The organism is Segatella copri, from assembly GCF_024330485.1.
In the GTDB taxonomy this organism is placed as follows: Bacteria; Bacteroidota; Bacteroidia; order Bacteroidales; family Bacteroidaceae; genus Prevotella; species Prevotella copri_L.
In genome coordinates, this window is sequence record NZ_JANDWX010000024.1 from 14,972 (window position 1) to 37,967 (window position 22,996).

A 22,996-nucleotide genomic window follows, 5' to 3' on the forward strand; every position below is an offset into this window, starting at 1 on the left:
TCTGCTAATGTGTAATACCGACATGTACCATAAGCCTATAGTTTTATATATCGGGGCAAAAAGACTATTTTACTTGAAATTACCTCCATAATGGTTCCATTTGCCATCCCTGCGGAAAGCCGAGAGCTTTTAAGTCAATTTCGGGAAACCGAATGAACAACCATGTTATTTTAGATTGCATATCATTATTGGGGGATATAACATTAAGAAAGTACTTGATGATGCACAGATCGAAGTAAGCACGCATGGAATCTGTTGGTTGCGTTATCCATTCTCTTTCAGGACTATTTGGAATCGCTGGCTGAATAGCATTCTGTTTGTTCCATACTCTTGAATGATGACCACAGGCATTTCGAGTAACAGCAATAACTGTAAGCCATGACTCAAACACATTGATAGGCAAACCTAGCTATGCGTTTGCGTATGAGATTTTGTTTGATGTTACGATAAATAGCATTGACATTTCCAATAGTAAGCAACTCGCCTAAAATCCACGATGGTGGATATGGCTCAGAATAGGTTCGCTTGAAATGAAGAACAAACTCCTCCTTGGATTTGCTGTATTCCTTGGATATAGCCCGCATTGTTTCATTAAATCTGGAACTATCCAAGAAATAAGAAGAGTCAGTAAGCCAAAAAGGATTGCCCGTCATATCTGCTGTTATTTGCATTACTGCCCGTCTGATAGCAATTTCAATCTTTTCTATCTCATTGAACATGAGTAGTCTCAGTTTCTTATCAAAACGATAAAGCATCATCACTTTCTTGAAGGATGAACCTTCCTTGTATAAATGTGCTGTCTTGGGCATCTTCAACAAAGGATACATATAAGCAGACAATCTGTAATAACCAATATTGTCAATGTACTGTATGGCTTTGTTCCTATCATAAATCTGTAAACCTCGTGATTCAAGCAAATTAACGAGATTTTCTGAAGATTCAAATCGTTTTGTAAAAGGTACAAGATTTGCCATATTCAAATGTGTATAAATAAAAAACGCCTCGCACGATTTGAGCATTGTTAAGAGGCTTGGCGAGGACTGACGCTGCAAAGATACGAATAATTATTGAAATCACAAAATTTTCCGCAAGAAAAATCTCGCAAAAGTGAATATTTATGTTTAATAGTATAAAAACGAGCTGTAAAACCATGTTCTGCTTACAAAACAAGAAAGAAGAAATGGGAATTACCATTCAAAAAAGAGTTTGACGCACCAATTCCTGGGCACCAAACTCTTTATATTTTAGAATCTACGAAGTTTATTTTACGGCAACCTTGATGGCATTATCACCGAATTTTGCGATGACCATGGTTTCTGATACAGCGCAGGAAGCGGTACCGTCTACATGAGCTATGGGCTCAGAACATTGATATCAATATTAAAAACCACAGACAACAGTCACCTAATATGTGTCCAATTCAAATTGTGTACGAACTCGTACACTTTTGAATAACTTATCCTTTCAGCTGCTGTAACTGACTCTCCGACAATCCTGTTATTTCCATCACCGTGGCAGCATCCATACCATTTGCCAGCATCTTTCTGGCAATCTCAAGGCTTCGCTTGTTCATGCCCTTCTCCATGCCTTTTTTCATGCCTTCAGCCAGCCCCTTCTCCATGCCTTCAGCCAGGCCCTCTTCTTTACCTTCTCGCTTGGCGGTATCAATCGAATTCTTGATATCACGATATGCCATCTTGCTGGCTTCAAAACTGATATATCTTTCTTCTACCTGCTTCATAATCCCAATGTTATTAATATTTCTATTGCATCAGCAAAGTTACAATTTTATTTTCATACCTGCAAGAGTTTTCTGATAAAAATTGAGAAAATGTTTATAAGTGCGCGAAAAATATAAGAAAGATGAAATGGTATCCGATTATTCGGATTCTTTTCGTCCAGAGTTAAACTTGATGGAAAAACATGTTGTAGTCCCTCATAAACGTCTTAACGTTTGAATCCCGTACTTCCTGCATTATGAGCCAATTGCAACAATAACTTTTGGATACTATTTTCTGCAAGACCATTTTCTTTTGTATAGTGTCCTGTCTGCTTAGTCATTTTGGCAACTTTTAGCGATGTAGTATAGTGTAGTGCACGGCCTTCTATCAAACCCTTTTCATGAGCCTTGGATTCTGTAATCAAGCCACTTGGCAGGGCACGATAGATAAGGTTCTCGAATCTGGTGCTGTGCTCGTCATCAATGATGCTTTTCTCTTATTCTTCTGCCAGTTCTTTCATCGCATCGTTTAATGTGTTGAAAAGAACGTTGATGTTTTCTTCTTCATTCTTGCATGCCTCCTTGAAGAGGGCAACTGGATCTTCGGTGCTGCTCTTGAGCGGAGTCTCGTTGAGCAGGATGTTGACATTGTTCAGCAACATGCCGTGAAGGGTAGGCATGTGGAGCTGGTGCTGTTCGCCCTCCTTGCTGCCACACTTCAAGCCTGCGGCGTATGCCTTTACGATGATGCGGACCAGGAGATGGATGGCCATCGGCTCATCAGCAAGACTGATGAGAATGCCATGGGTGTAATCGCGTACATGTTCTTCAAGAGTGGTAAACTTGCCTTGAAGAAGCCAGGTGAAGTTACGCTTGTATTCTGACTCCATCGCCTTGTAAAGCTGGTTCGATTTGCAGGCTATGCGCAAGTAGTCGAGCATGGTTGGCTCAAAGGTCGGGTCAGCCTGTTTCATGCTGTCGAAGTTCTTCTTCATGCGCTCGTTGGCTTCCTCGGCAGTCTTGTAGTTGAGGCGTACGAGGGTTGAGAACATGATGTCGAAGAAGTATTGGTTTACCTCGCCATAGTGCTCCAGCATCATCTGCTTGATCTGTTTCGGGTCGTTCTTCTTGCTGAAGTCATTGCCTTCGATGGTAGCATCGATGATGCCACGTGCGTAAGCTTCGAAGAAACCTCTTACAAATGCAGCTACTGCCTGATAACTGTTGATTCTTTTGCTCATTTCTTGTCTGTGTTTATTGGGCTGTTCCTGTTTGCAAATAACAGCTTCTTATTCAAAAGTCTTAAATTCATACCCCTGTTCCATGAGCCATTCTATGGCCTGAGGGAGCGCTGTCTTCAGCTTTTCAATGCTCTTCAGCGAGTCGTGGAAGGTGATGATGCTGCCATTGCGGGCATATCGCTTCACATTGTTCACCACATCTTCTGCCGTCATCCATTTGGAATAGTCGCGTGTCACCACGTCCCACATGATGACCTTGTAAGTGCGGTGCAGCCACCAATACTCACTTGGTCGCATCCAGCCGTGAGGTGGACGGAAGAGATGGGCATGGATGATATCGTTCGCCTTATTGGTGTTGAGCACGTAGGAGATGACGCGGTGCTTGAAGGCACCGATATGATTGAATGTATGGTTACCTACCTGATGACCCTCTGCCACAATCTGGTTGTAGAGGTCATGATTGCGCAATACATTCTCGCCTACCATAAAGAAAGTAGCCTTGATATTGTACTTTCTCAGGGTCTCTAAGATGAATGGAGTTGACTCAGGAATTGGACCGTCATCAAATGTAAGATAGACAGAATGGTCTTTCTTGTCCATTCTCCAGATGGCCTTTGGATATAACCATCTGAGCCATTTGGCTGGTTGCTCTATGAACATGGATAAAACAGGTTTATATGAATAATGAAAAGTTTGGTGTCGTGTTTTGCGACACCAAACTTTTTTCTATTTTTTACTGATTGCCTTCCGGCATTCTGCCACCTCTGCCATGATAGAGACGGTAGAGGTTGTTGAGCTGCTTCTCATACTTCTGCTCCAACTGTGGACTCACCATTCCGGCAGCCTCGCAGATGCTCTGCATGATCATGATCTGACGGATGCAGTCATGCTCTGCCTGGAGGAAACGGTCGTTTGGCAGCGAGAGATAGTAGTTGAGGTATTGTGAGGCATTCTTCCATACCGCTTCAATATATTCCTTGCCCTTGGCTTTCTGACCGGTCATCAGCCAGCCGCGAGCCATATCCAAGCCACCGCTCATGTAGTCGAGCGTAACATTGTAGGCCGGAATCTCGGTATCAGCCTTCTTCAGGATGTTGATAGCCTTCTGTTTCTTGCCTTCGGCGATGAGCTGGAGGGCTGTCTGGGCGAGCAGGCGACGGTGGGTATAACACATACGCATGGTTGTCTCGTCGATGTAGAGTCCCTTCTGCTTCAGGTTGCCGAACTTGAATCGGGTCATGATGTTGTGATAAGCCTTCTCTGTATCGAAGTTCTTGGCACCTGGCTTGTTGGTGGTGAACGGAGTGATACGGTTCACAAGTCCCTCCTGTACGAAGTTGTCGCCGAGGTTCATATAGTTCTCTTCGCCTACGGTGAGTGCTACGTAGAGCGGACGGGTCCAGTTGCACTGTGCCAACATTTCGAGCATCATGAGGTCGCCCTTGTAGAGTGCGCTCTTGCCGGCAAGCGAGATGACCATCTTGTCTGGAATAGAATCTGATGCCATCATCATGCCGCTCTTCTTTACAGCCTCCTTGTCGATGGTGACATAGAGGGTATCTGTAGGGATGAAGTGCATGTCTGGATTCTTGCTGCGTACCCAGTTCTTCAGGATGTTCTTGAGCTCGAACGGTTCCTCACCAAACTGCTTCTTGGCATTCTCTGGATCCTGCTTGTAGAAGTCGAGAATCTGCTTCTTTGCCTCAGGCTCAACAGATACATATTCGTTGGTACCGGAACAGAAGTCGAGACGTGGCCAGGTGATTGGCACGGATGGTGAGTTGTATGCAGGACGCATCATCTGGTCGATATACCAGTCGGTCTGCAGGTAGCTCAGGTTACATACGCGGGCATCTGTTCCTACGCCTTCTACCTCCTGGTTGTACCAGAGTGGGAAGGTATCATTATCACCATTGGTAAAGATGATAGGGTTGCCCTTCTCCTGGAGTGACATCAGATAGTTCTGACCGAAGTCACGGCAGGTGTAACGGTTTGAGCGGTCGTGATCATCCCAGGTCTGTGATGCCATCTGGATAGGTACGAGCAGAGTTAGTACAGCTACGATGGCTGTTACGGCAGTACCGCTGAGCTTCATCTTGCGCTTCAGGATGTCGATGATGGCGAGTACGCCGAGACCGCACCAGATAGCGTATGCATAGAATGAGCCGGCATAAGCATAGTCACGCTCACGTGGCTGCATCGGTGTCTGATTCAGGTAGATGACGATGGCAAGACCTGTCATGAAGAACAGGAAGAATACAATCCAGAACTGCTGGATTCCGATCGGGAGGAGTACTTCCTCTTCCTTGCCGTTCTTCATTACCTTCTTCTTGCGGGTATACCAAGCCTGCCAGAAAAGTCCGATGAGACCGAGAATCAGCGGCATGCAATAGAATACATTGTGGCCCTTGTTCTCCTTCAGGTCGTCTGGCAATTTGCTCTGGTCGCCATAGAGTGAATCATCAATGAATGAGAAACCGGTAATCCAGTTTCCGTGCTCTGGCTCACCATTGCCCTGGATGTCGTTCTGACGGCCGGCAAAGTTCCACATGAAGTAGCGCCAGTACATGAAGTTGCACTGGTAAGAGAGGAAGAAGCGGATGTTGTCAAACTGTGACGGCATCTTCACCATCATACTCTCTCCGCAGCGGTCGTAAGGAATCTCTGTGCCTTCTACACCGCCCATCCAGTCTTCGTATGCCTGGGCATGAGCCGAACTGTACATACGAGGGAAGAGCATGTTCTGGGCATAGATATACTTATTCTTGTGACTTACTACGAAGTAAGAGTCCTTCTCATCAGCCGAAGCTTTCTCCTTGCGCTGGTAAACCGGTGCGCCTTCCTTCATGACAGGCTTGCACATGTTGCCGTCTACTTCGAGGGCTACCTGTGATGTATAAGCCTGGCCATAGAACAGAGGGCGGTCGCCATACTGGTCGCGGCTCAGATAACTTCCCAGGGTAAAGATGTCCTCAGGAGAGTTCTGGTCCATAGGAGGGTTGGCAGAAGAACGGATCACGATGAGTGCGTAGCTGGAATAACCAATCATCAGCATCAGCATGCAGAGCAAGGCTGTGTTCTTGACGCGTGCTGAGATGAGCGGCAGGAGCTGCATCTTCTTCTTGGCGATGCCAGTAGATTCGTCAACGCCTGTTACTACTTCCTGCTTGCGCTTGTAGCCGAGTACGAACCAGAGGATAACCAGCACGATGATGCCGGTAATGGCAGCTGTCCAGCCATATCCGTAGAATGGGATGCCGAGCATGCCGAAACCGATAACGAAGGCGATATTCTGCTTCTTCTCGTTCTTCTCTGATGCATTACAGGTCTCGTAGATGCCCCAGATGACAGAGGCTACGAGACAGATGATGTATACGATTTCACCGGTATTGAACGGACAGCCGAGGGTGTTGACAAAGAACAGCTCGAACCAGCCGCCTACGGTGATGATACCTGGAACCACACCATACAATACGGCTACCACTACGAGGAATGAAAGGAACAGCGCCAGGAGCGAGCCCTTGAGGTTGGCATGTGGCACCTTCTTGTAGTAATAAACCAATACGATGGCTGGGATACAGAGCAGGTTGAGCAGGTGGACACCGATACTCAAACCGGTCATATAGGCGATGAGCACAAGCCAACGGTCGCTATGAGGCTCGTCAGCATGGTCTTCCCACTTCAATATCAGCCAGAATACCACAGCGGTAAAGGCAGAAGAGAACGCATAAACCTCACCCTCGACAGCAGAGAACCAGAAGGTATCGCTGAAGGTGTAGATGAGTGCGCCTACCATACCGGATGCCTCGATGGCAATCAGCTTACTGGTAGTCAGTTCTTTCCAGTCGCTGATGACGAGTCGGCGAGCCAGGTGGGTGATGGTCCAGAAGAGGAACATGATACAGACGGCGCTCAGCAGGGCGCTCATCGTATTTACCATCTTGGCTACCTGGGTAGTGTCGCTGGCGAAATGTGTGAAGAAATTGCCTAAAAGCATGAAGAATGGTGCCCCAGGTGGGTGACCGATCTCCTGCTTGTAAGCAGTCGTAATAAACTCAGGACAGTCCCAGAAACTGGCTGTCGGTTCAATTGTGGAACAATAAGTGAACGCCGCAATGATGAATGCGACCCATCCGAAGATATTGTCCACTAATCTGTACTGTTTCATTATTGTTTAAACTTTAATGTATTATATTTCTTTCTGAATGCTTTCTCTGTTTCTGAGTGCTTTCTCTGTGCCTTTCAAGAAAGGCACATTCCAGTTGCAAAGATAATAAAAAGATGAGATAATATGGATTTTTGCACCTGTTTTTTAGGCATTATTATATAATAAGCCTATACATTTAAGAAATGCTCTTCCAGTTTCTCTCTCGGCATATCTGCCGTATCGTGGTAGTGGAGATGATGATTTACGCAGGCGATGTGCTTAACGTTATTGAGCACTTCGGCTACATCATGGCTTACGATGATAATGGCGCACTCCCGGTTGATCTGTTCCAGCATCTCGTACATCTGCTTCTGGAAACGGCGGTCGATGTAGGTGTTGGGCTCATCCAGTATCACTACATCGGGTTTCGAAACAATGGCACGGGCGAGGAGTACTCGCTGAAGCTGTCCACCGCTCAAGGCTGCGATATGGCGGTCTTTCAACTCCGTGAGCTGCATCTGTTCCAGACAGTCGAGAACCTGCTGGTGCTGTGCCTGGGTGTATCTCGAAAAGAGACTTTTGGTCTTGCTGAGTCCTGAGAGTACCACTTCATAAACGGAGATAGGGAACTGTTTGTCGAGATGGTTGTATTGGGGCAGATATCCCATACTGATTTCCCTTACTTCCACCCCGTCTTTATAAAAGTGGATGCTGCCGTCTGTGGGTTTCATCAGTCCCAAGATGAGGCGCATGAGGGTTGTCTTGCCACCACCGTTAGGACCGATGATGCCAAGATAATCGTCTTTACAGACGGTGAGGTTGATGTCGTGGAGCACCTCCTTGCCTTCATAGCCTGCCGAAAGATGCTCTATCTCTATTAACTTTGAACTTTGAACTTTGAACATTGAACTTTATGATTAGTTGTTGTTCTTTATTTTCCTACCACAATTTTCTTGCCTTGTACCGCCAGAGATACTTCTTTCATCGCATAGGCCCAATCTGCCTGCAATGGGTTGATATCCATCGCCTTGGTTTGGCTTTCCTTGATGAATGTCGTGGTGTTGCGGTTGGCAAATTCAGCCTGTATGAGACAGTATCTGATTTTTTCCTTCCTGGCTCTTTCGATGAGACTCTTCAGCTGGGCGGCGCTTGGCTCCCTGCCTTCTTCCTCGATGGCAAGCTGCTCCAACTGGTAATCGCGGGCGAAGTAGGTGAGGATAGGGTGATAGATGACGAATTTGTGAACCATCTCCGGATTATCCTTGAAACTCTTTCTGATGATGCTGTCCTGCCTGTCGATTCTGCTGAGCAGCGACTGGTAGTTCTTCTCAAAGAATGCCTTGTTCTTCGGCTCCAGTTCGCAGAGCGCCTTGAGGATGTTGCTGGCTATGATGCGGGCATTGCTGCAACTCATCCATACGTGTGGGTCGATGTTGCCACCCGGAGTCTTGGCAGGCTTGATGCCCACGGAAGTATCTATCACTTTCATATCCGGAGCGTTGTCCTGCAGCTTCTTCATCCAGGTCTGCTCAAAACCGATGCTGCCCACTTTCAGATAGAGGGCACTCTTCGAAAGTTCCATCATCTGCTGGGCGTATGGCTCGTAAGTCTCTGGATTGTTACCATTCGATACCATTACGTTGACATCTACCTTGTCTCCGGCAATCTTATCTACGAAATATTGGTAGGGAGGGATGGTAACGGTTACAGTAGGCTTGGCATTACTTTCAGCCATGCCAGCCTTTTGCTGGTTGCTTTTGCAGCCAACCATTAGGGCGCATATTATAATAAGGTATAAAAATCTCTTCATAATTAAACGATAAAACTCAGTCCATAGACCAATAAAACATATCTTAGTACTTTTCCGATGGTGATACTGAGTATCGAAATCGGAATATTGGCTCTTGTCAAGCCTAAAACGATGGTGATGGCACTTCCCAATAGTGGGAGAAAGGCGAAGAATCCCATCCAGGCGCCTCTGCCTGCCATGAAACGTTCAGCCTTATCCAGACTTTTTTTCTTCACATGCAGGTATTTCTCTATCCATTCCATCTTACCCATTCTGCCCACACCATAGTTGAACATGGAACCAAGCACATTGCCGATGCTACCGTAGATAACGAGGGGGAGAGGCTCTAGTCCAGCTGTCTGCAAGCCTGCCATTACTGCCTCGCTGCTGAATGGGAAGAAAGAACCTGCCAGAAAAGCTGCAGCAAGCATGCCCCAATAGCCCCAGTCGATTAAGAAACTGATAATCCAACTCATAGTAATATGCTCTCTGGTACGAGTATGTTGTAAGCCATGATAAGTACCAGCATGATGAGCAGCAGAATGAAGGAGATGTTGGTAAACTTACCTCTGGTGAATGTGATGAAATGGGCGATAAGCGGTGCTGTATTCACAATTAGGATGCCGCCCAGTTCCTGTATATGTCGAGGTTGGAGGACGATGAAGATGATGCTGGCAACCGATATCATGATAAACGTTTCGTAGATCATGCGGGTGCGTATCTTGTCGCCGTAGCTGGTGCGTATGAAGTGGATGGAACCGATGATGGTGAGCAGGGTAACGAAACTCAGGTTCAGTACCTGATGGTCGGTAACCTGCGAATAATCAAAGAGTTCGCTGTAGTTGATGAATTCGCAGAAGTGGTCAGCCAGACCCTGTATGTTGTCGGTATAGAAGAAATAACCGGCTGCAAACCAATAGGGCACGATGAGACCTACCAGGGATGCAAAGAATGTCTTTACGCTAAACGAGAGGGTAAACACCATGATCATGATCCATAGGATAGGCATGAAATAGCCTATCTGCACGAAAACCATCGATGCCAGACCGATGCAGGCAAAGGCGTAGAAAGTCCAGCCTGTAGAGCGTTTATCCTGATAGCAATTCCAGATAATGAGATAAAAGGCGATGAAACACATCGTCACAATACTGCTTTTTAAAGAGAGTTGGGGGAGTCCTGCCATCGTCATTAATGCCAGAAAACTGCAAGATACCATTCGGCTGTAGGTACGCATCAGAGCATTACGGTTGTTCAGTTCCACCATCAGCAGGGTAGACATGGCTGTGAAAGCAAATTCTACCCAGATATTGGATACCAATAAACCTACTGCAACCCAAACCAGCGTGGCAAGGGTTGCAGTAATAGGTAAAGAGTAGCGGCTAGCCGCTACTTTATTTTGAAAAGTTTTCTTTCTTAACATCTAATTCAATGTTGAATGTTGAATGTTGAATGTTGAATGTTGAATGTTGAATGTTAAGTGTTGAATGTTGAATTAGGCTAGCGCCCTTGAGTCCGTTAGGCAATTCAACATTCAACATTCAACATTAAACATTAAAAAACTAAAGGTCCTGTCCGATATCAGAACGGAAGTACTTGTCGGTGAACTGGATCTTCTGTGCCTCAGCAAAGCTCTTCTTCAAGGCTTCTTCCTTGTCCTTGCCGTAGCTGCTTACGCAGATGACACGACCACCGTTGGTTACTACCTGACCATCCTTCATGGCTGTACCGGAGTGGAATACTACCGAACCTTCTACATCGTCGATGCCCTGGATAGGATAACCCTTCTTGTAAGCCTCAGGATAACCGCCGCTTACGAGCATCACGCAGACTGCTGCACGCTCATCAAATTCGATGCTGCGCTTGTCCAAGTCGCCTGCTGCTACACCCTCAAAGAGATCCACGATGTCGCTCTTCAGGCGGAGCATCACGCTCTCTGTCTCAGGGTCACCCATACGGCAGTTGTACTCGATGACCATAGGCTCGCCTTCAACGTTGATCAGACCGAAGAAGATGAATCCCTTATAGTCGATGTTCTCCTCAGCAAGTCCTTCTACAGTAGGACGGATGATGCGCTCGTCAACCTTCTGCATCCACTCCTTGGTAGCGAATGGTACAGGGGTAACGCTACCCATACCACCGGTGTTCAGACCGGTATCGTGCTCGCCGATGCGCTTGTAATCCTTAGCCTCAGGCAGAATCTTGTAGTTCTTGCCGTCGGTCAATACGAATACAGAGCACTCAATGCCGCTGAGGAACTCCTCGATGACTACGCGTGCAGAAGCGTTGCCGAACATACCGCCGAGCATCTCCTTGAACTCTTTCTTAGCCTCTTCCAGGGTAGGGAGGATGAGAACGCCCTTACCGGCGCACAAACCGTCAGCCTTCAATACGTATGGAGCCTTCAGTGTCTCCAGGAATTTCAAGCCTTCCTCTACGTGCTCGCCGTCGAAAGTCTCATACTGGGCAGTAGGGATATTGTGGCGCTTCATGAACTTCTTGGCGAAGTCCTTGCTGCCTTCCAATACGGCGCCAGCCTTTGATGGACCGATGACAGGGATGTTCTGGGTGCGAGGATCGTTCTTGAAGTCATCGTAAACACCCTTTACCAATGGGTCTTCCGGACCAACTACCACCATATCAACGCCATTCTCTACTGTGAAGTTCTTGAGCGCCTCAAAGTCGTCTGCCTTGATATCTACGTTCTCGCCGACATTCTGTGTACCGGCATTACCAGGAGCGATGAAGAGTTTCTCACACTTCTCGCTCTGAGCGATTTTCCATGCTAAGGCGTGCTCGCGGCCACCGCCTCCTAACAATAAAATTTTCATTTGCTGTAAGTTATTGTTTGTTACTAAACTTTCGCAAGTAAGCCCCACACGCCCTGAAAGGGCAGAAGCCCCTAGCCCAGGGCATCGCCCTGGGTAATTACGGACGCAAACCTGTCGCCCTGTAAGGGCAAAAGCTTTAAAACTCCAGACAAAACATAAAGCTTTTGCCCTTACAGGGCGCCTTACTGATTGCCATTATACCCAGGGCGATGCCCTGGGCTAGGAGCTTTTGGGCCTTCAGCCCGTTCTTGAACCACTTGCGAAACTTGAATTTGTTATTTCAAATAATCGAAGAAATAATTGCTGATGCGCTCATGCAGATGAGTGCTCTGGTGACCTCTCATGTTGTGAGGCTCGCCAGGATAGACGAAGAAGTCTGGCTGGGTGCCTGCTGCGATGCAAGCCTTGAGGAAGGTGAGGCAGTGCTGTGGCACTACAGTCACATCGTTCAAGCCCTGGATAATCTGCAGCTTGCCCTTCAGGTTCTTTGCCTGATAGAGCAGAGAGGTCTTCTTGTAACCCTCTGGGTTGGTCTGTGGGGTGTCCATATAGCGCTCGCCATACATCACCTCGTACCAGTGCCAGTCGATTACCGGACCGCCTGCTACGCCTACCTTGAACACATCAGGGTGGTTGGTCATCAGTGAGATGGTCATGAATCCGCCGAAGCTCCAGCCGTGAACGCCAATCTTGTCAGCATCTACGTAAGGAAGCGTCTTCAGATATTCCACGCCCTTCATCTGGTCTTGCATCTCAATCTGTCCGAGCTGGCGGAAGGTAGCCTGCTCGAAAGCCTTGCCACGGTTCTCGCTTCCACGGTTGTCGAGGATGAAGAGCAGATAGCCCTTTTCTGCCATGTAGGTTTCCCAACCACGGCTAGAGTAGTTCCAGCGGGCATCTACGTTGTGGGCATGAGGACCACCATATACATATATAATGGTAGGATACTTCTTGTTTGGATCGAAGTTTACCGGCTTCACCATTCTCCAGTAGAGGTCTGTTTCGCCATCGGCAGCCTTGATGGTACCGCAGCTGTATTCAGGTACATTGTAGCCCTTCCAAGGGTTCTCGGCAGTGAAGTAAGCGGTGCGCTTGCCGTTCTCGGTATTCACGAGGGCAATCTTGCGAGGCACGGTAGGAGTAGAGTAGTTGTCGAAGACATACTGTCCGTTCTCGCTCAAAGTGGCGCTGTGCCATCCCTTTTCGCAATCATCTACCAGCGTACGCTTGCCGGTTTTTGTATCTACGGCAAAGATGTTTCTCTGGATAGGCGATTTCTCGTTGGATGCGATGATGATACTCTTGCGCTTGCTGTTGAAACCGAGCACTTCCATCACTTCCCATTTGCCGGAAGTCAACTGCTTGATTTCAAGTGATTCTGTATTGCTTGCCATGCGGCTTCCGTGCTTGCCCAGGGTGCAGAGATAGAGGTGGTTGTAGCCATCCTTGCGGCTCTGCATGATAAAGCTGTTGCTGTCCCAAGGCAGGAACTGGATAGGGTGGCAAGGCTCCACGTATTTCTCATCGGTCTCGCGATAGAGTTCGCCAGTCTTCTCGCCGGTCTCTGCGCTGTAGGCGGTAAGACGGCAGTCGTTCTGGTCGCGGTTCAGTTCGAACATATAGATGGTCTTGCTGTCCGGACTCCATGCAATGTTGGTGAAGTAGCGGTCGGTTGGGTCGCCAGCCTTCAGATAGACGGTCTTGCCGGTCATGCAGTCGAACACGCCTACGGTTACCTTGTGTGATGTCTCGCCAGTCATCGGATACTTGTCTGGTGCAGGAGTAGCAATGCAACTCTGTGTTTCAGGATGATTGAAACCGATTTCCGGGATGTCGACCTGCGGATAGTCGGTTACCATACTCTGGTCCATGCGATAGAAGGCGAGCAGTTCGCCGTTCGGACTCCAGAAGGTTCCCTTGCTAATGCCGAACTCATCGCGGTGAACACTCTGTCCATAAACAATTTCGCGGCTTCCGTCCTTTGAGAGCTGGAAATCGTGAGATTTCTTCTCTTTTGTCAGGGCGTTGCTGGTTACATCGAAGGTACGCACATAGAGGTTGCTGCCCTTCAGATAGGCGAAGGCGTTCTGCTGGGCGTTGGCCTCCAGGAGGTTCTCGCCGTCAGCAAAATCCATCTCGCTCAGCAGCTTATGCTTTTTGAAGTCTACGGTATAAGTCTTGCTGCCGTTGCTTACCATCACGATGTTCTTGCCTGCAAAAGGGAAGATAGCATTGTAGAGGGCTCTTACCTTGATGTCTTTGGTAGGAGCAATCCACTGGTTGATGTCATTGATGCCGAAGAGTCTGGTCTCCTTGCCTGTCGTCTTGTTGACGAGATAGCAGGCATCCACATCCTGGCGAACGAGCTCATTGCCCCACCAGGTGCACCAGCGGTTCTTAGCTACCATGTTACGATAGTTGTTGCCGCCGAAGTTCAGGTCTTCCAAAGTAAAGGCTTTCTCGCCTTTCTGAGCAGGAACCACGCCCTGAGCCTGTAAGTCGGTTGCATTCATAGCCATCATGATCATAGCAGCAAAAGATAATTTATAAATTGAATTCTTCAGATTCATTATATTCTTTACTTTACTTTATCGGGTTTACCACCCATGCGTCGTGAAACACGACGTATGGGTAGTATGTCTCTTTAATCCTCGTCGTCGAAGTCAACGCTGAAGTTCTTCTTGCCTCCGCGCTTGCCTCCGAAATCACGGCCACCACGTTTGTCGCCCTTGAAGCCACCACGCTTGTCGCCTTTCTCGAAACGCTTTCCGTCGCGCTTGCCACCGAAGTCACGGCCACCCTTGCGGTCGCCCTTGAAGCTACGGCTTCCACGCTTGTCATCGTCGTCATCATTGCGTCGACCGCCACCGATACGTGAACGGCCGCCCTTATGGAACTCAGCACGCTTCTTCTCGAAGTCTTCCAGGCGGTGAGTATGGAACTTGAAAGAACGGATATCGTCCTCCTCGTTTTCTGTCTCCTCGCTTACACGCTTCTTGAATTCACGCTCCTTCTTGAAACGGTGCTTCTGAGCCATCTCGCTCTTTTCGCGCTCAGTCTTCACAATACCGCCTTCAGAACGGAAGTCCTTCATCTTGCCGTCGAACATCACATACTTACGGAATTCGCACTCCAAGCTTCCGTTGAATACAGGAATCTTGATAGATGGTTTCAGACCAATCTGCTCGAAGCACTCCTCGCGGTAACTCAATACCCAAGCCTCGTTGCCGGCAAAAGCCTTCTTGAAGCGCTCACCGATCATCTTGTAGGTGTTCAGGAGGTTAGGGGTAGAGATGCGCTCGCCGTATGGAGGGTTCATCACGATGATGCTCTTCTCTGCTGGCTGGGTGAAGTCCTTGAAATCAGCCTGTGAGATGGTGATGTCCTTGCTAAGACCGGCAGCACGAACGTTGAGGTTAGCTGTGTTTACAGCCTTCATGTCAACATCGTAACCATAGATGTGGTGCTCAAACTCGCGCTCCTGAGAGTCGTCGTTATAAATCGTATCGAAGAGATCCTGGTCGAAATCGTTCCACTTCTCGAAGGCAAACTCCTTGCGGAATACACCTGGAGAGATGTTGCGGGCGATGAGGGCAGCTTCGATGGCGATGGTACCTGAACCACACATCGGGTCGATGAAATCGCATTCGCCCTTCCAGCCAGTCATCAGAATCATACCTGCAGCGAGAACCTCGTTCAGAGGAGCCTCTACCTGCTCCTGGCGGTAGCCACGGCGGTGCAGACTCTCACCACTCGAATCGAGACTCAAGGTGGCATTGTCTTCTGCAATGTGGATGTTGAGGCGGATATCCGGGTTAGATACGCTGATATTTGGACGTGTACCCTGCTTCTCGCGGAACCAGTCAACAATCGCATCCTTTACCTTGTAGGTTACGAAGCGTGAGTTGCGGAACTCCTCTGAGTAGACTACTGAGTCAACAGAGAAAGTCTTCTTCACGTCTAAGATGTCATCCCACTTGATCTTCTGAATCTGATCATACACCTCTTCAGCGCTTCTAGCCTTGAAGTGCTTGATAGGCTTTAAAATACGGATGGCTGTGTGCAACTGGAAGTTAGCACGATACATCATTTCCTTGTCGCCTGTGAAAGACACCATGCGGCGACCGATTTGTACATTATTGGCACCCAACTGGGTGAGCTCTTCAGCCAAGACAGGCTCCAGGCCCATGAAGGTCTTGGCAATGAGTTCAAATTCCTGTTCCATTATTGAATTCTATATCTAATAAACTTTGTTTTTCTTTTTTATATTTCTTTGTTTTCGGTTTCATATCCTTGGTAACCCATACGTTGGCTCCCACTACGCAGCCTTCTCCGATGGTGATGCGACCGAGGATGGTGGCATTGGCGTAGACGATGACATCATTTTCGAGGATAGGGTGGCGAGGGATTCCCTTGATAGGGTTGCCGTCCTTATCGAGTGGGAAACTCTTGGCTCCGAGGGTTACACCCTGGTAGAGTTTCACATTGTCGCCGATGATGCAGGTAGCTCCAATCACCACACCCGTACCGTGGTCAATGGTGAAGTGCTTGCCGATGGTAGCCTCCGGGTTAATATCAATACCGGTTTCCGAATGCGCCAGTTCGGTCATCATTCTCGGAATGAGCGGCACTCCCAGTTCGTGCAGCACGTGAGCGATGCGGTAGTTGGTAATCGCCTTGATGACCGGGTAGCAGGAGATGATTTCTCCGTGGCTCATGGCAGCCGGGTCGCCCTCGTAGGCAGCCTCTACATCGGTAGCCAGAATCTTGCGCAGTCTCGGGAATTCCATGATTGCCTTGGCTGCAATCACGCCTGCCTTGGCACGCTGGTGCTGCAGTTCAGCCTGGGTTTCCGTTTCGCAGTCGTTGGCGAAGCAGAGACCGGCGAGAATTTGCTCTGACAGCATCTCATAGAGTTTCTCTACTCTTACTCCAATGTGATATTTGATGGTTGAGATATTTACCGAAGAATTGCCGAAATATCCCGGAAAGAGGATAGAACGGGACAAACTGATGATTTCTTCGAGCGCCTTGCCCGAAGGAAGTGGATTCCCGTCTCGATGCTGATGGAAGAGACCCTTCAAAGATTCGGCGCTCGAAAGCTCCTCGATGGTCTCTGTCAGCTGATGAGTTAATGTATCTTTACTCATTTTCTTAATGTCTCAATAAAATTTGAGTGCAAAGATACGATTATTTTCTTGAATGACAAAGAAATAGCTACGGTTTTTTGTATTTTTTAGAGTGATTTTTTGGGGGATGAAAGATGGAAAGACCCATGTACGGTGTTTTACCGTACATGGGTCTGGCTTGTCTTATTTTGCGATGCTGTCCAGAAAGAGGAGCAGTCGGTTGGTGACGTTTACCTCTGAAACCCCGGAATCGAAGTCGAGCGATACAAGGTTGAGTGTAGGGAAACGGTCGTGGAGACGTTTCTCGATGCCCTTGGAAATCACGTGGTTAGCGATGCAGCCGAAAGGCTGGAGCGAGATGATGTTGTTCACGCCATCACGGATGTAACCTACGATGTCGGCAGGCAGAAGCCAGCCTTCGCCAAACTGGGCTGCAAGCGAAACCAGTCCCTGTACGTCCTTCGCATCATCATAGATATTGGTGAACGGACGGAAGTAGCGGAACTTGCCGGCTGCCTTGTTTACCTGGCGCAATCTTCTGCCTATCAACGCCTGATAAGCGCCCTTGATGATGAAATCGGGCACTCTGGTGCAACTCAGTCGCATGTGTTTCTGTATCTCTACATTCACAAATTCCTGCAGGAAGAATGGGGCAAGCAGAGGCGGAACCACCTCAATGCCGCGCGAAATGATGTTCTGCTCCAGGAACTGGTGGGCGAAAGGATTGAACTTCAGGAAGATTTCGCCTACGATTCCTACCTTCGGCAACGTTCTGTCAAGGGTCATCTGGTTGAATTCTTCGGCTGCCTGTTCCAGGAGTCGGATGAGTCCTTTGGCTGAATTCTGGGCGATAGGTCCGTCTATCAGCTGCATGTATTTATCGCGCAACTCTCTGGCAATGCCCGGTTTACGCTCTCTTACGATGCAGGCGTTGTACATCTCGTTGATTGCATCGCCATAGAAAATGGCGGTAACGATAATCTGACTGTATTTCAGCCAAGGCACATTGAAGCCGTCCTGCTCATTGTAGTCTTGCTTGTCGTCTGTTGAGCCTGATGCTTCGCCTGTTGAGGCTGTTACACCGAGCGTGAGCAGCGGAATATCCTGGAATCCATTGGAAATCATCGCACGCTTGATGAGACCGGCGTAGTTGGTTGCGCGACACTGGCCGCCCGTCTGACTCATCACTACTGCCGTATTGTTCAGGTCGTATCTGCCTGATTTCAAGGCTTTGATGATGTCACCGACGATAAGGGTTGCCGGATAACAGACTTCGTTGTTGGCAAACTTCAAGCCGAGTTCGGCGCTTACCTCATCGCTCATCGGAAGTACCTCTACATCATAGCCTATCAGTTTCAGGATAGGCGGAATGATAGGGGTGAGGTATTCGGTCATGAAAGGAGCGAGAATCTTGCGATGAATATCCTGCCTGGTGAATACCTTGGTCTGTTGTAAATGTTGAATGTTGAGTGTTGAATGTTGAATGTTGAGTGTTGAATTCTTCACTCCCTTCAGGCTTTCTATCAGCGAGCGGACACGGAGTTTCAGGGAGCCGATATTGCTCACATCATCTATCTTCAGCAGCGTGAAAGGCTTGTTGTGGCGCTTCATGATGTCGCGAATCTCGTCCTGGATAAAACTGTCAGGACCGCAGCCGAAGCTGGTCATCTGGACGAAATGAACCTCATCGCCCTGTTCGGCTGCCCATTGTGCTGCCTTCAGAATGCGGTTCATATACGCCCATTGCTTCACGAGATAAGTCTCTGGCTGACAGTTGTATGCTTCGTTGTTGTCTTGGCTGGCTAATGCTGCCTCATTTCTTTCTGCCGCCAGATTCTCCAGATTGAAGTCTTTGAAATCTGCAAAGAGATTACCCCGGGCGATGTCTTCGCTGATGACGTTGACTCCCAGATTGGCAATCATCTCGCTCAGCTTGTGCTGAATCAGCGGGTCAGTATGATAAGGACGGCCAGCCAGCAGAATCGTAAGTCCCTTGTTTGGCTTCAGAGTCTTGTCTTCGTCCGTTTTCTGAGCCTCTGTTTCTTCATTTTTCAGAATCTCCCAGCCCTGTTTCTTAATCTCGGCTGCATATACTGCCTGAGCATAGAGGGCCTCTCTCAGCGCTTTACGGGCAGTCTTCTTGCTTACACCCAGTTGCTTGAGATAATCGGTAATCTGCTTTTCCAGCGCCTTAGGCTGGGCAAAGTTGATGACGGGCGTATCGATCGGTTTCTTCAGATTGATGACCGACTTGATGACATCGCTGTAGCCCGAAACGACCGGACAGTTGAAGCTGTTCAGCGTATTCTTCGGGTCGTCATTATGCTCATAAACCACGTATGGCATGAGGATGCGGTCAACCTTCGGGTTCTCGTTGAGTTCCTTCAGATGACTGTGAGCCAGTTTAGCCGGGAAGCAGATATTGTCGCTCATCACCGTATTCAAGGCTCCTTCATACTGGCTGAAAGTGGAATCGGAAGAGAGAATCACGCCCAATCCTGCTGCCCGGAGCAGCGCATTCCAGAACGGATATTCCTCGTACATGTTGAGGATGCGAGGAATGCCTACTTTGACGCTGTGTTTTACAGCGTCAAGTGGGTTAACTGTCTCTCTATCAAAGAGTAGACTGTATTTATATTCGTAGATGTTTTTGCCTTTTATCCCATTTGCTCCCTTGTTGTTGAACACACGCTCACACTTGTTTCCGGAGTAGAATCGGTTGCCGCCGGTAAAGGTGTAGCGGGAAACATAACAATGGTTTTCGCAGCCTTTGCATTGCAGCTGTTTGGTTTCATAATGAGCCAGATTCTGGAGATCATCGATGGATCTTGATGAGGCAGGGTTCGTATCTTCTGCAGATGTGCGATGCTTGTAATCTGCCGCCGCATGAAGGGCACAGCCGTAGGCGCCCATCAGTTCAGGCATGTTGCTTCGTGCCACTTCGGTATGGGTGAGCAACTCAAATGCTCTTACCACCGCATCGTTTCTCATCGTACCACCCTGCACAACGATTTTGCCTCCAAGGTTCTCATTACCATGGAGTTTCAATACCTTATAAAGACAGTTCTTGATGACCGAATAAGAGATTCCGGCAGAAATATCAGCTACAGATGCGCCCTCTCTGAGCACCTGCTTCACCTTCGAGTTCATGAAGACGGTGCAGCGGGTTCCCAGGTCGCAGGGAGCCTTCGACTGGCAGGCGAGTTGGGCAAAATCGCCTACAGAATAACCCATATTGTTGGCAAAGGTCTGGATGAATGTTCCGCAGCCCGAACTGCACGCCTCGTTGAGTTCCATGCGCACCACAGCCCCTTTCTCCACGAAGATAGCCTTCATGTCCTGTCCGCCGATGTCCAGGATAAAACTCACGTCGGGCATGAGTGAGGCAGCCGCTCTTTCGTGCGCCATTGTTTCGATAATGCCGCTGTCGAGGCCGAAAGCCGCCTTGATGAGTTCTTCGCCGTAACCTGTAGAGCAGGATCCTACGATTTCCAGTTCAGCGCCTCGCAATGCTGCTTCCTGCTTCAGGGCGTTCAGTCCATCCGCTACTGCCTTGATCGGATTTCCCAGATTTAGGCGGTAATTGGTAAAGACAATATCTCCCGTAGGCGTCTCCGCATTCACCCTTACCGCAACAATCTTCGTCGTAGTAGAGCCCGAGTCAATACCAATCACAACCTGCTGTTTTCCTTTATTCAGCGGTTGGGTTTCGGTAGCGAATTTCGCCTTTGATTTGAGCCATTCCTGGTGCTCTTTCTCATTCTTGAACAGAGGCAGCAGACTGCTGGTCCATTCCGTTTGTATTTCTTTTTTCATCCGGCTTCTGAGGGCAGAAACTGAGGCTGCAGAATCTGCCGATTTAGCCCGATAAGCACAGCCCAGAGCCGGAATGAGATTGCTGTTTCCGGATACGATGAAATCGTTTGGAGAAAGATGGAGATAATCGCAGAAAGCTTTGCGGAGAGCCGGAAGAAAGGTAAGCGGACCGCCGCAGAGCAGGATAGGAGCCTCGAAACTGATGCCGTGAGAAAGCGTAACCACCGTCTGTACGGCGATGGAATGGAAGATGCTGGCTGCAATATCTGCTTCGGGCAGATTACGCGCCATCAGGTTCTGGATGTCGGTCTTGGCGAATACGCCGCAGCGGGCAGCCATCGGATAAACGTGCTCTGCCTTCATCGCCAACTCGCTCATCTTCTGGTTTTCTACGCCCATCAGCACACTCATCTGGTCGATGAAAGCACCCGTTCCGCCGGCACAGTTGCCGTTCATGCGCAGTTCCATATTTCCGTTTTCCTTGAAGAAGATAACCTTCGCGTCCTCGCCGCCGATATCGATGAGCGCCTTCGCCTCAGGATGAGCCGTACGGGCATAGACCGATGCAGCCACCACCTCCTGTACAAACTCCGCCTGGAGCTGTTCGGCAGTAGCCATTCCTACGCTTCCCGTTACGCAGATTCTTGCCTCTGCATCGCCGGTAAGGGCTAAAATCTCATCGAAATATTGCGACACAAGTTCGTTGACACGAGCGTTGTGGCGTTCGTATTTTGAGTAAATTACCCGGTTATCGCTGTCGATAACGGCTATTTTGGCTGTCGTAGAGCCAACGTCCAATCCTATGTAATAAGTCTTCTCCATTTCTCTTATCTCAAGTATTTTCTCTTATCTTCTAGTATCTTCTTATTATTGGCTTTTCCCAAGTTCCATCTGCTCTCTTCTCATATCCCTGAAAGCGCTCCAGGCTATCGGAACCGCAACGGCAAACGAGCAGCAATCTGCCCACATCTGACACATCTCCACGCCTAGCAGTCCGAAAAAATAGGGGAGGATGAAGATGAGCGGAATGAAGAAAAGTCCGCTGCGTGCTGCCGCTACGATGTTGGCTCTCACCGGTTTACGGATGGTCTGCATCAGCATGTTGGTGAGCACGATGCTGGCTACGAGCGGAAAACTGAGCACCTGCCATCGCAAAGCCACCGAACCTACGGCTACAACCGCTGCATCATCGCGGAAGATGCTGATGATGGAAGTTGAGAAGATGAAGCCGAGAAGGGCACAGACGGCGAGGAAAACCGTGCCGCATCTGATGCAGAAAAAGAAGGCTTCCTTTACGCGCCCATAGAGTTTGGCGCCGTAGCAGAATCCGCAGAGCGGCTGGAATCCCTGACCCAGACCGATGACCATCGCATAGGTGAAGAAGGAGATGCGGGTAACGATGCTCATGCCCGCAATGGCTGCATCGCCAAACGCACCTGCTGCCACATTGAGCATCAGCGTAGCGATACTTCCCAGTCCCTGTCTTGACAGCGAAGGGGTTCCGCCGAAGATAATCTCCTTGGCAAAGGCGCGGGTAGGGGTGAAATTGCTGAGACGGATGCGGATGTTCTCGCCTTTATGCGTCATCCAGAAGAGCATGGCGCAGCCGAAACACTGGCTGGTGAGGGTGGCTACGGCGGCTCCGGTAATGCCCAGCTGGAAGTAGAGAATGAGCAGAGGAGCCAGAATCAGATTGAGCAGCACACCCGACATGATGCCTTTCATCGCATACATCGTATTGCCCTGAAATCGCATCAGGTTATTCAGCGTAAGCGAGGTGGTCATAAAGGGAGCACCCAGCAGGATAATGCCCAGATAACGCTCTGTATAAGGAAGAATGGTGGGCGTAGAACCCATCAGAAGGCAGAGCGGTGTGAGGAAAAGATGACCCAGGATGGCGATGAGGAGACCGGTAAGAAAACTCAGCACAAAGCCCGTTGTTGCCATCTTCTGTGCCTCTTCCGTATGCTTGGCGCCCAACTGACGCGAAACATAATTGCCCGCTCCGTGACCGAAGAAGAAACCTATCGCCTGGATAACAGCCATTGCTGCAAAGGAAACACCTACCGCTGCCACACTCTGCGTGTTGATGCTGCCCACGAAATAGGTGTCGGCGAGATTGTACATGCTCGTCGACAGCATACTGATAATCGTTGGTATGGCCATCGTGAAAATCACATGATGCACAGGGGCATGTGTGAGGAACGTATAGTTGTCTCTTTTCTCTTTCTTCATAACTTTATGATGCTCTTTGGGGCATTTCAACCTGCAAAGGTACATAAATATCCACAAAGTTGGACAATTATGAACTAACTTTTATAAATTT

The 22,996-nt window shown here is 48.7% G+C and carries 14 protein-coding genes and 1 pseudogene; all 15 read right to left on the reverse strand.

Features of this window, described 5'->3' with window-relative positions; translation table 11 throughout:
- Positions 1–79: 79 nt before the first annotated feature.
- Positions 80–827 (reverse strand): annotated as a pseudogene (locus tag NNC77_RS12100) (Abi family protein).
- 629 nt (positions 828–1,456) lie between these two features.
- A complete protein-coding gene (locus NNC77_RS12105; protein WP_118153728.1) occupies positions 1,457–1,741 on the reverse strand; it encodes a hypothetical protein in 285 nt (94 codons plus the stop codon).
- A gap of 476 nt (positions 1,742–2,217) precedes the next feature.
- Positions 2,218–2,961, reverse strand: a complete 744-nt coding sequence (locus tag NNC77_RS12110) for a hypothetical protein (protein ID WP_022120806.1) — start codon at positions 2,959–2,961, stop codon at positions 2,218–2,220.
- A gap of 48 nt (positions 2,962–3,009) precedes the next feature.
- Positions 3,010–3,621 carry a polysaccharide deacetylase family protein gene (locus NNC77_RS12115; protein ID WP_117694445.1) on the reverse strand — a complete coding sequence of 204 codons (612 nt, stop codon included), beginning with the start codon at positions 3,619–3,621 and terminating at the stop codon, positions 3,010–3,012.
- A 73-nt stretch (positions 3,622–3,694) separates the two neighbouring features.
- Positions 3,695–7,129 carry a glycosyltransferase family 117 protein gene (locus tag NNC77_RS12120; protein ID WP_254971173.1) on the reverse strand — a complete coding sequence of 1,145 codons (3,435 nt, stop codon included), beginning with the start codon at positions 7,127–7,129 and terminating at the stop codon, positions 3,695–3,697.
- A gap of 167 nt (positions 7,130–7,296) precedes the next feature.
- On the reverse strand, positions 7,297–8,013 hold the full coding sequence (locus NNC77_RS12125) for a metal ABC transporter ATP-binding protein (RefSeq protein ID WP_254971171.1): 717 nt from the start codon (positions 8,011–8,013) through the stop codon (positions 7,297–7,299).
- 26 nt (positions 8,014–8,039) lie between these two features.
- Positions 8,040–8,843 (reverse strand): metal ABC transporter solute-binding protein, Zn/Mn family, encoded by an 804-nt coding sequence (locus tag NNC77_RS12130; protein ID WP_254971170.1) that lies wholly within the window; start codon positions 8,841–8,843, stop codon positions 8,040–8,042.
- 77 nt (positions 8,844–8,920) lie between these two features.
- Positions 8,921–9,373, reverse strand: coding sequence for a YqaA family protein (locus NNC77_RS12135; RefSeq protein ID WP_118153734.1), 453 nt, complete (start codon positions 9,371–9,373; stop codon positions 8,921–8,923).
- Positions 9,370–10,317 (reverse strand): hypothetical protein, encoded by a 948-nt coding sequence (locus tag NNC77_RS12140; protein ID WP_254971169.1) that lies wholly within the window; start codon positions 10,315–10,317, stop codon positions 9,370–9,372. Before NNC77_RS12140 ends, NNC77_RS12135 begins: the two co-directional genes overlap by 4 nt.
- Before the next feature lie 139 nt (positions 10,318–10,456).
- A complete protein-coding gene (gene purD, locus NNC77_RS12145; RefSeq protein ID WP_117587961.1) occupies positions 10,457–11,725 on the reverse strand; it encodes a phosphoribosylamine--glycine ligase in 1,269 nt (422 codons plus the stop codon).
- 275 nt (positions 11,726–12,000) lie between these two features.
- Positions 12,001–14,295 (reverse strand): DPP IV N-terminal domain-containing protein, encoded by a 2,295-nt coding sequence (locus tag NNC77_RS12150; protein WP_437343726.1) that lies wholly within the window; start codon positions 14,293–14,295, stop codon positions 12,001–12,003.
- Positions 14,296–14,369: 74 nt separating this feature from the next.
- Entirely contained in the window at positions 14,370–15,950 is a 1,581-nt protein-coding gene (locus NNC77_RS12155; RefSeq protein WP_153089037.1) for a THUMP domain-containing protein, read from the reverse strand.
- The gene (locus NNC77_RS12160; protein WP_117694464.1) at positions 15,934–16,875 is read right to left on the reverse strand and encodes a serine O-acetyltransferase; all 942 of its coding nucleotides are present in this window, start codon (positions 16,873–16,875) and stop codon (positions 15,934–15,936) included. The genes NNC77_RS12155 and NNC77_RS12160 overlap by 17 nt, the downstream gene beginning before the upstream one ends.
- A gap of 162 nt (positions 16,876–17,037) precedes the next feature.
- The gene (locus NNC77_RS12165; protein WP_254971168.1) at positions 17,038–21,492 is read right to left on the reverse strand and encodes an acyl-CoA dehydratase activase-related protein; all 4,455 of its coding nucleotides are present in this window, start codon (positions 21,490–21,492) and stop codon (positions 17,038–17,040) included.
- 45 nt (positions 21,493–21,537) lie between these two features.
- Positions 21,538–22,905: an MATE family efflux transporter gene (locus tag NNC77_RS12170; protein WP_254971166.1), complete on the reverse strand. Its 1,368-nt coding sequence runs from the start codon at positions 22,903–22,905 to the stop codon at positions 21,538–21,540.
- Between the last annotated feature and the right edge of the window lie 91 nt (positions 22,906–22,996).

Coding starts and splice junctions, on each gene's coding strand:
- NNC77_RS12155 (WP_153089037.1), bottom strand. CDS start 15,950: ATGGAACAGGAATTTGAACTCATTGCCAAGACCTTCATGGGCCTGGAG.
- NNC77_RS12140 (WP_254971169.1), bottom strand. CDS start 10,317: ATGTTAAGAAAGAAAACTTTTCAAAATAAAGTAGCGGCTAGCCGCTAC.
- NNC77_RS12135 (WP_118153734.1), bottom strand. CDS start 9,373: ATGAGTTGGATTATCAGTTTCTTAATCGACTGGGGCTATTGGGGCATG.
- NNC77_RS12170 (WP_254971166.1), bottom strand. CDS start 22,905: ATGAAGAAAGAGAAAAGAGACAACTATACGTTCCTCACACATGCCCCT.
- NNC77_RS12125 (WP_254971171.1), bottom strand. CDS start 8,013: ATGTTCAAAGTTCAAAGTTCAAAGTTAATAGAGATAGAGCATCTTTCG.
- NNC77_RS12110 (WP_022120806.1), bottom strand. CDS start 2,961: ATGAGCAAAAGAATCAACAGTTATCAGGCAGTAGCTGCATTTGTAAGA.
- NNC77_RS12150 (WP_437343726.1), bottom strand. CDS start 14,295: ATGAATCTGAAGAATTCAATTTATAAATTATCTTTTGCTGCTATGATC.
- NNC77_RS12160 (WP_117694464.1), bottom strand. CDS start 16,875: ATGAGTAAAGATACATTAACTCATCAGCTGACAGAGACCATCGAGGAG.
- NNC77_RS12105 (WP_118153728.1), bottom strand. CDS start 1,741: ATGAAGCAGGTAGAAGAAAGATATATCAGTTTTGAAGCCAGCAAGATG.
- NNC77_RS12115 (WP_117694445.1), bottom strand. CDS start 3,621: ATGTTCATAGAGCAACCAGCCAAATGGCTCAGATGGTTATATCCAAAG.
- NNC77_RS12130 (WP_254971170.1), bottom strand. CDS start 8,843: ATGGCTGAAAGTAATGCCAAGCCTACTGTAACCGTTACCATCCCTCCC.
- NNC77_RS12120 (WP_254971173.1), bottom strand. CDS start 7,129: ATGAAACAGTACAGATTAGTGGACAATATCTTCGGATGGGTCGCATTC.
- purD (WP_117587961.1), bottom strand. CDS start 11,725: ATGAAAATTTTATTGTTAGGAGGCGGTGGCCGCGAGCACGCCTTAGCA.
- NNC77_RS12165 (WP_254971168.1), bottom strand. CDS start 21,492: ATGGAGAAGACTTATTACATAGGATTGGACGTTGGCTCTACGACAGCC.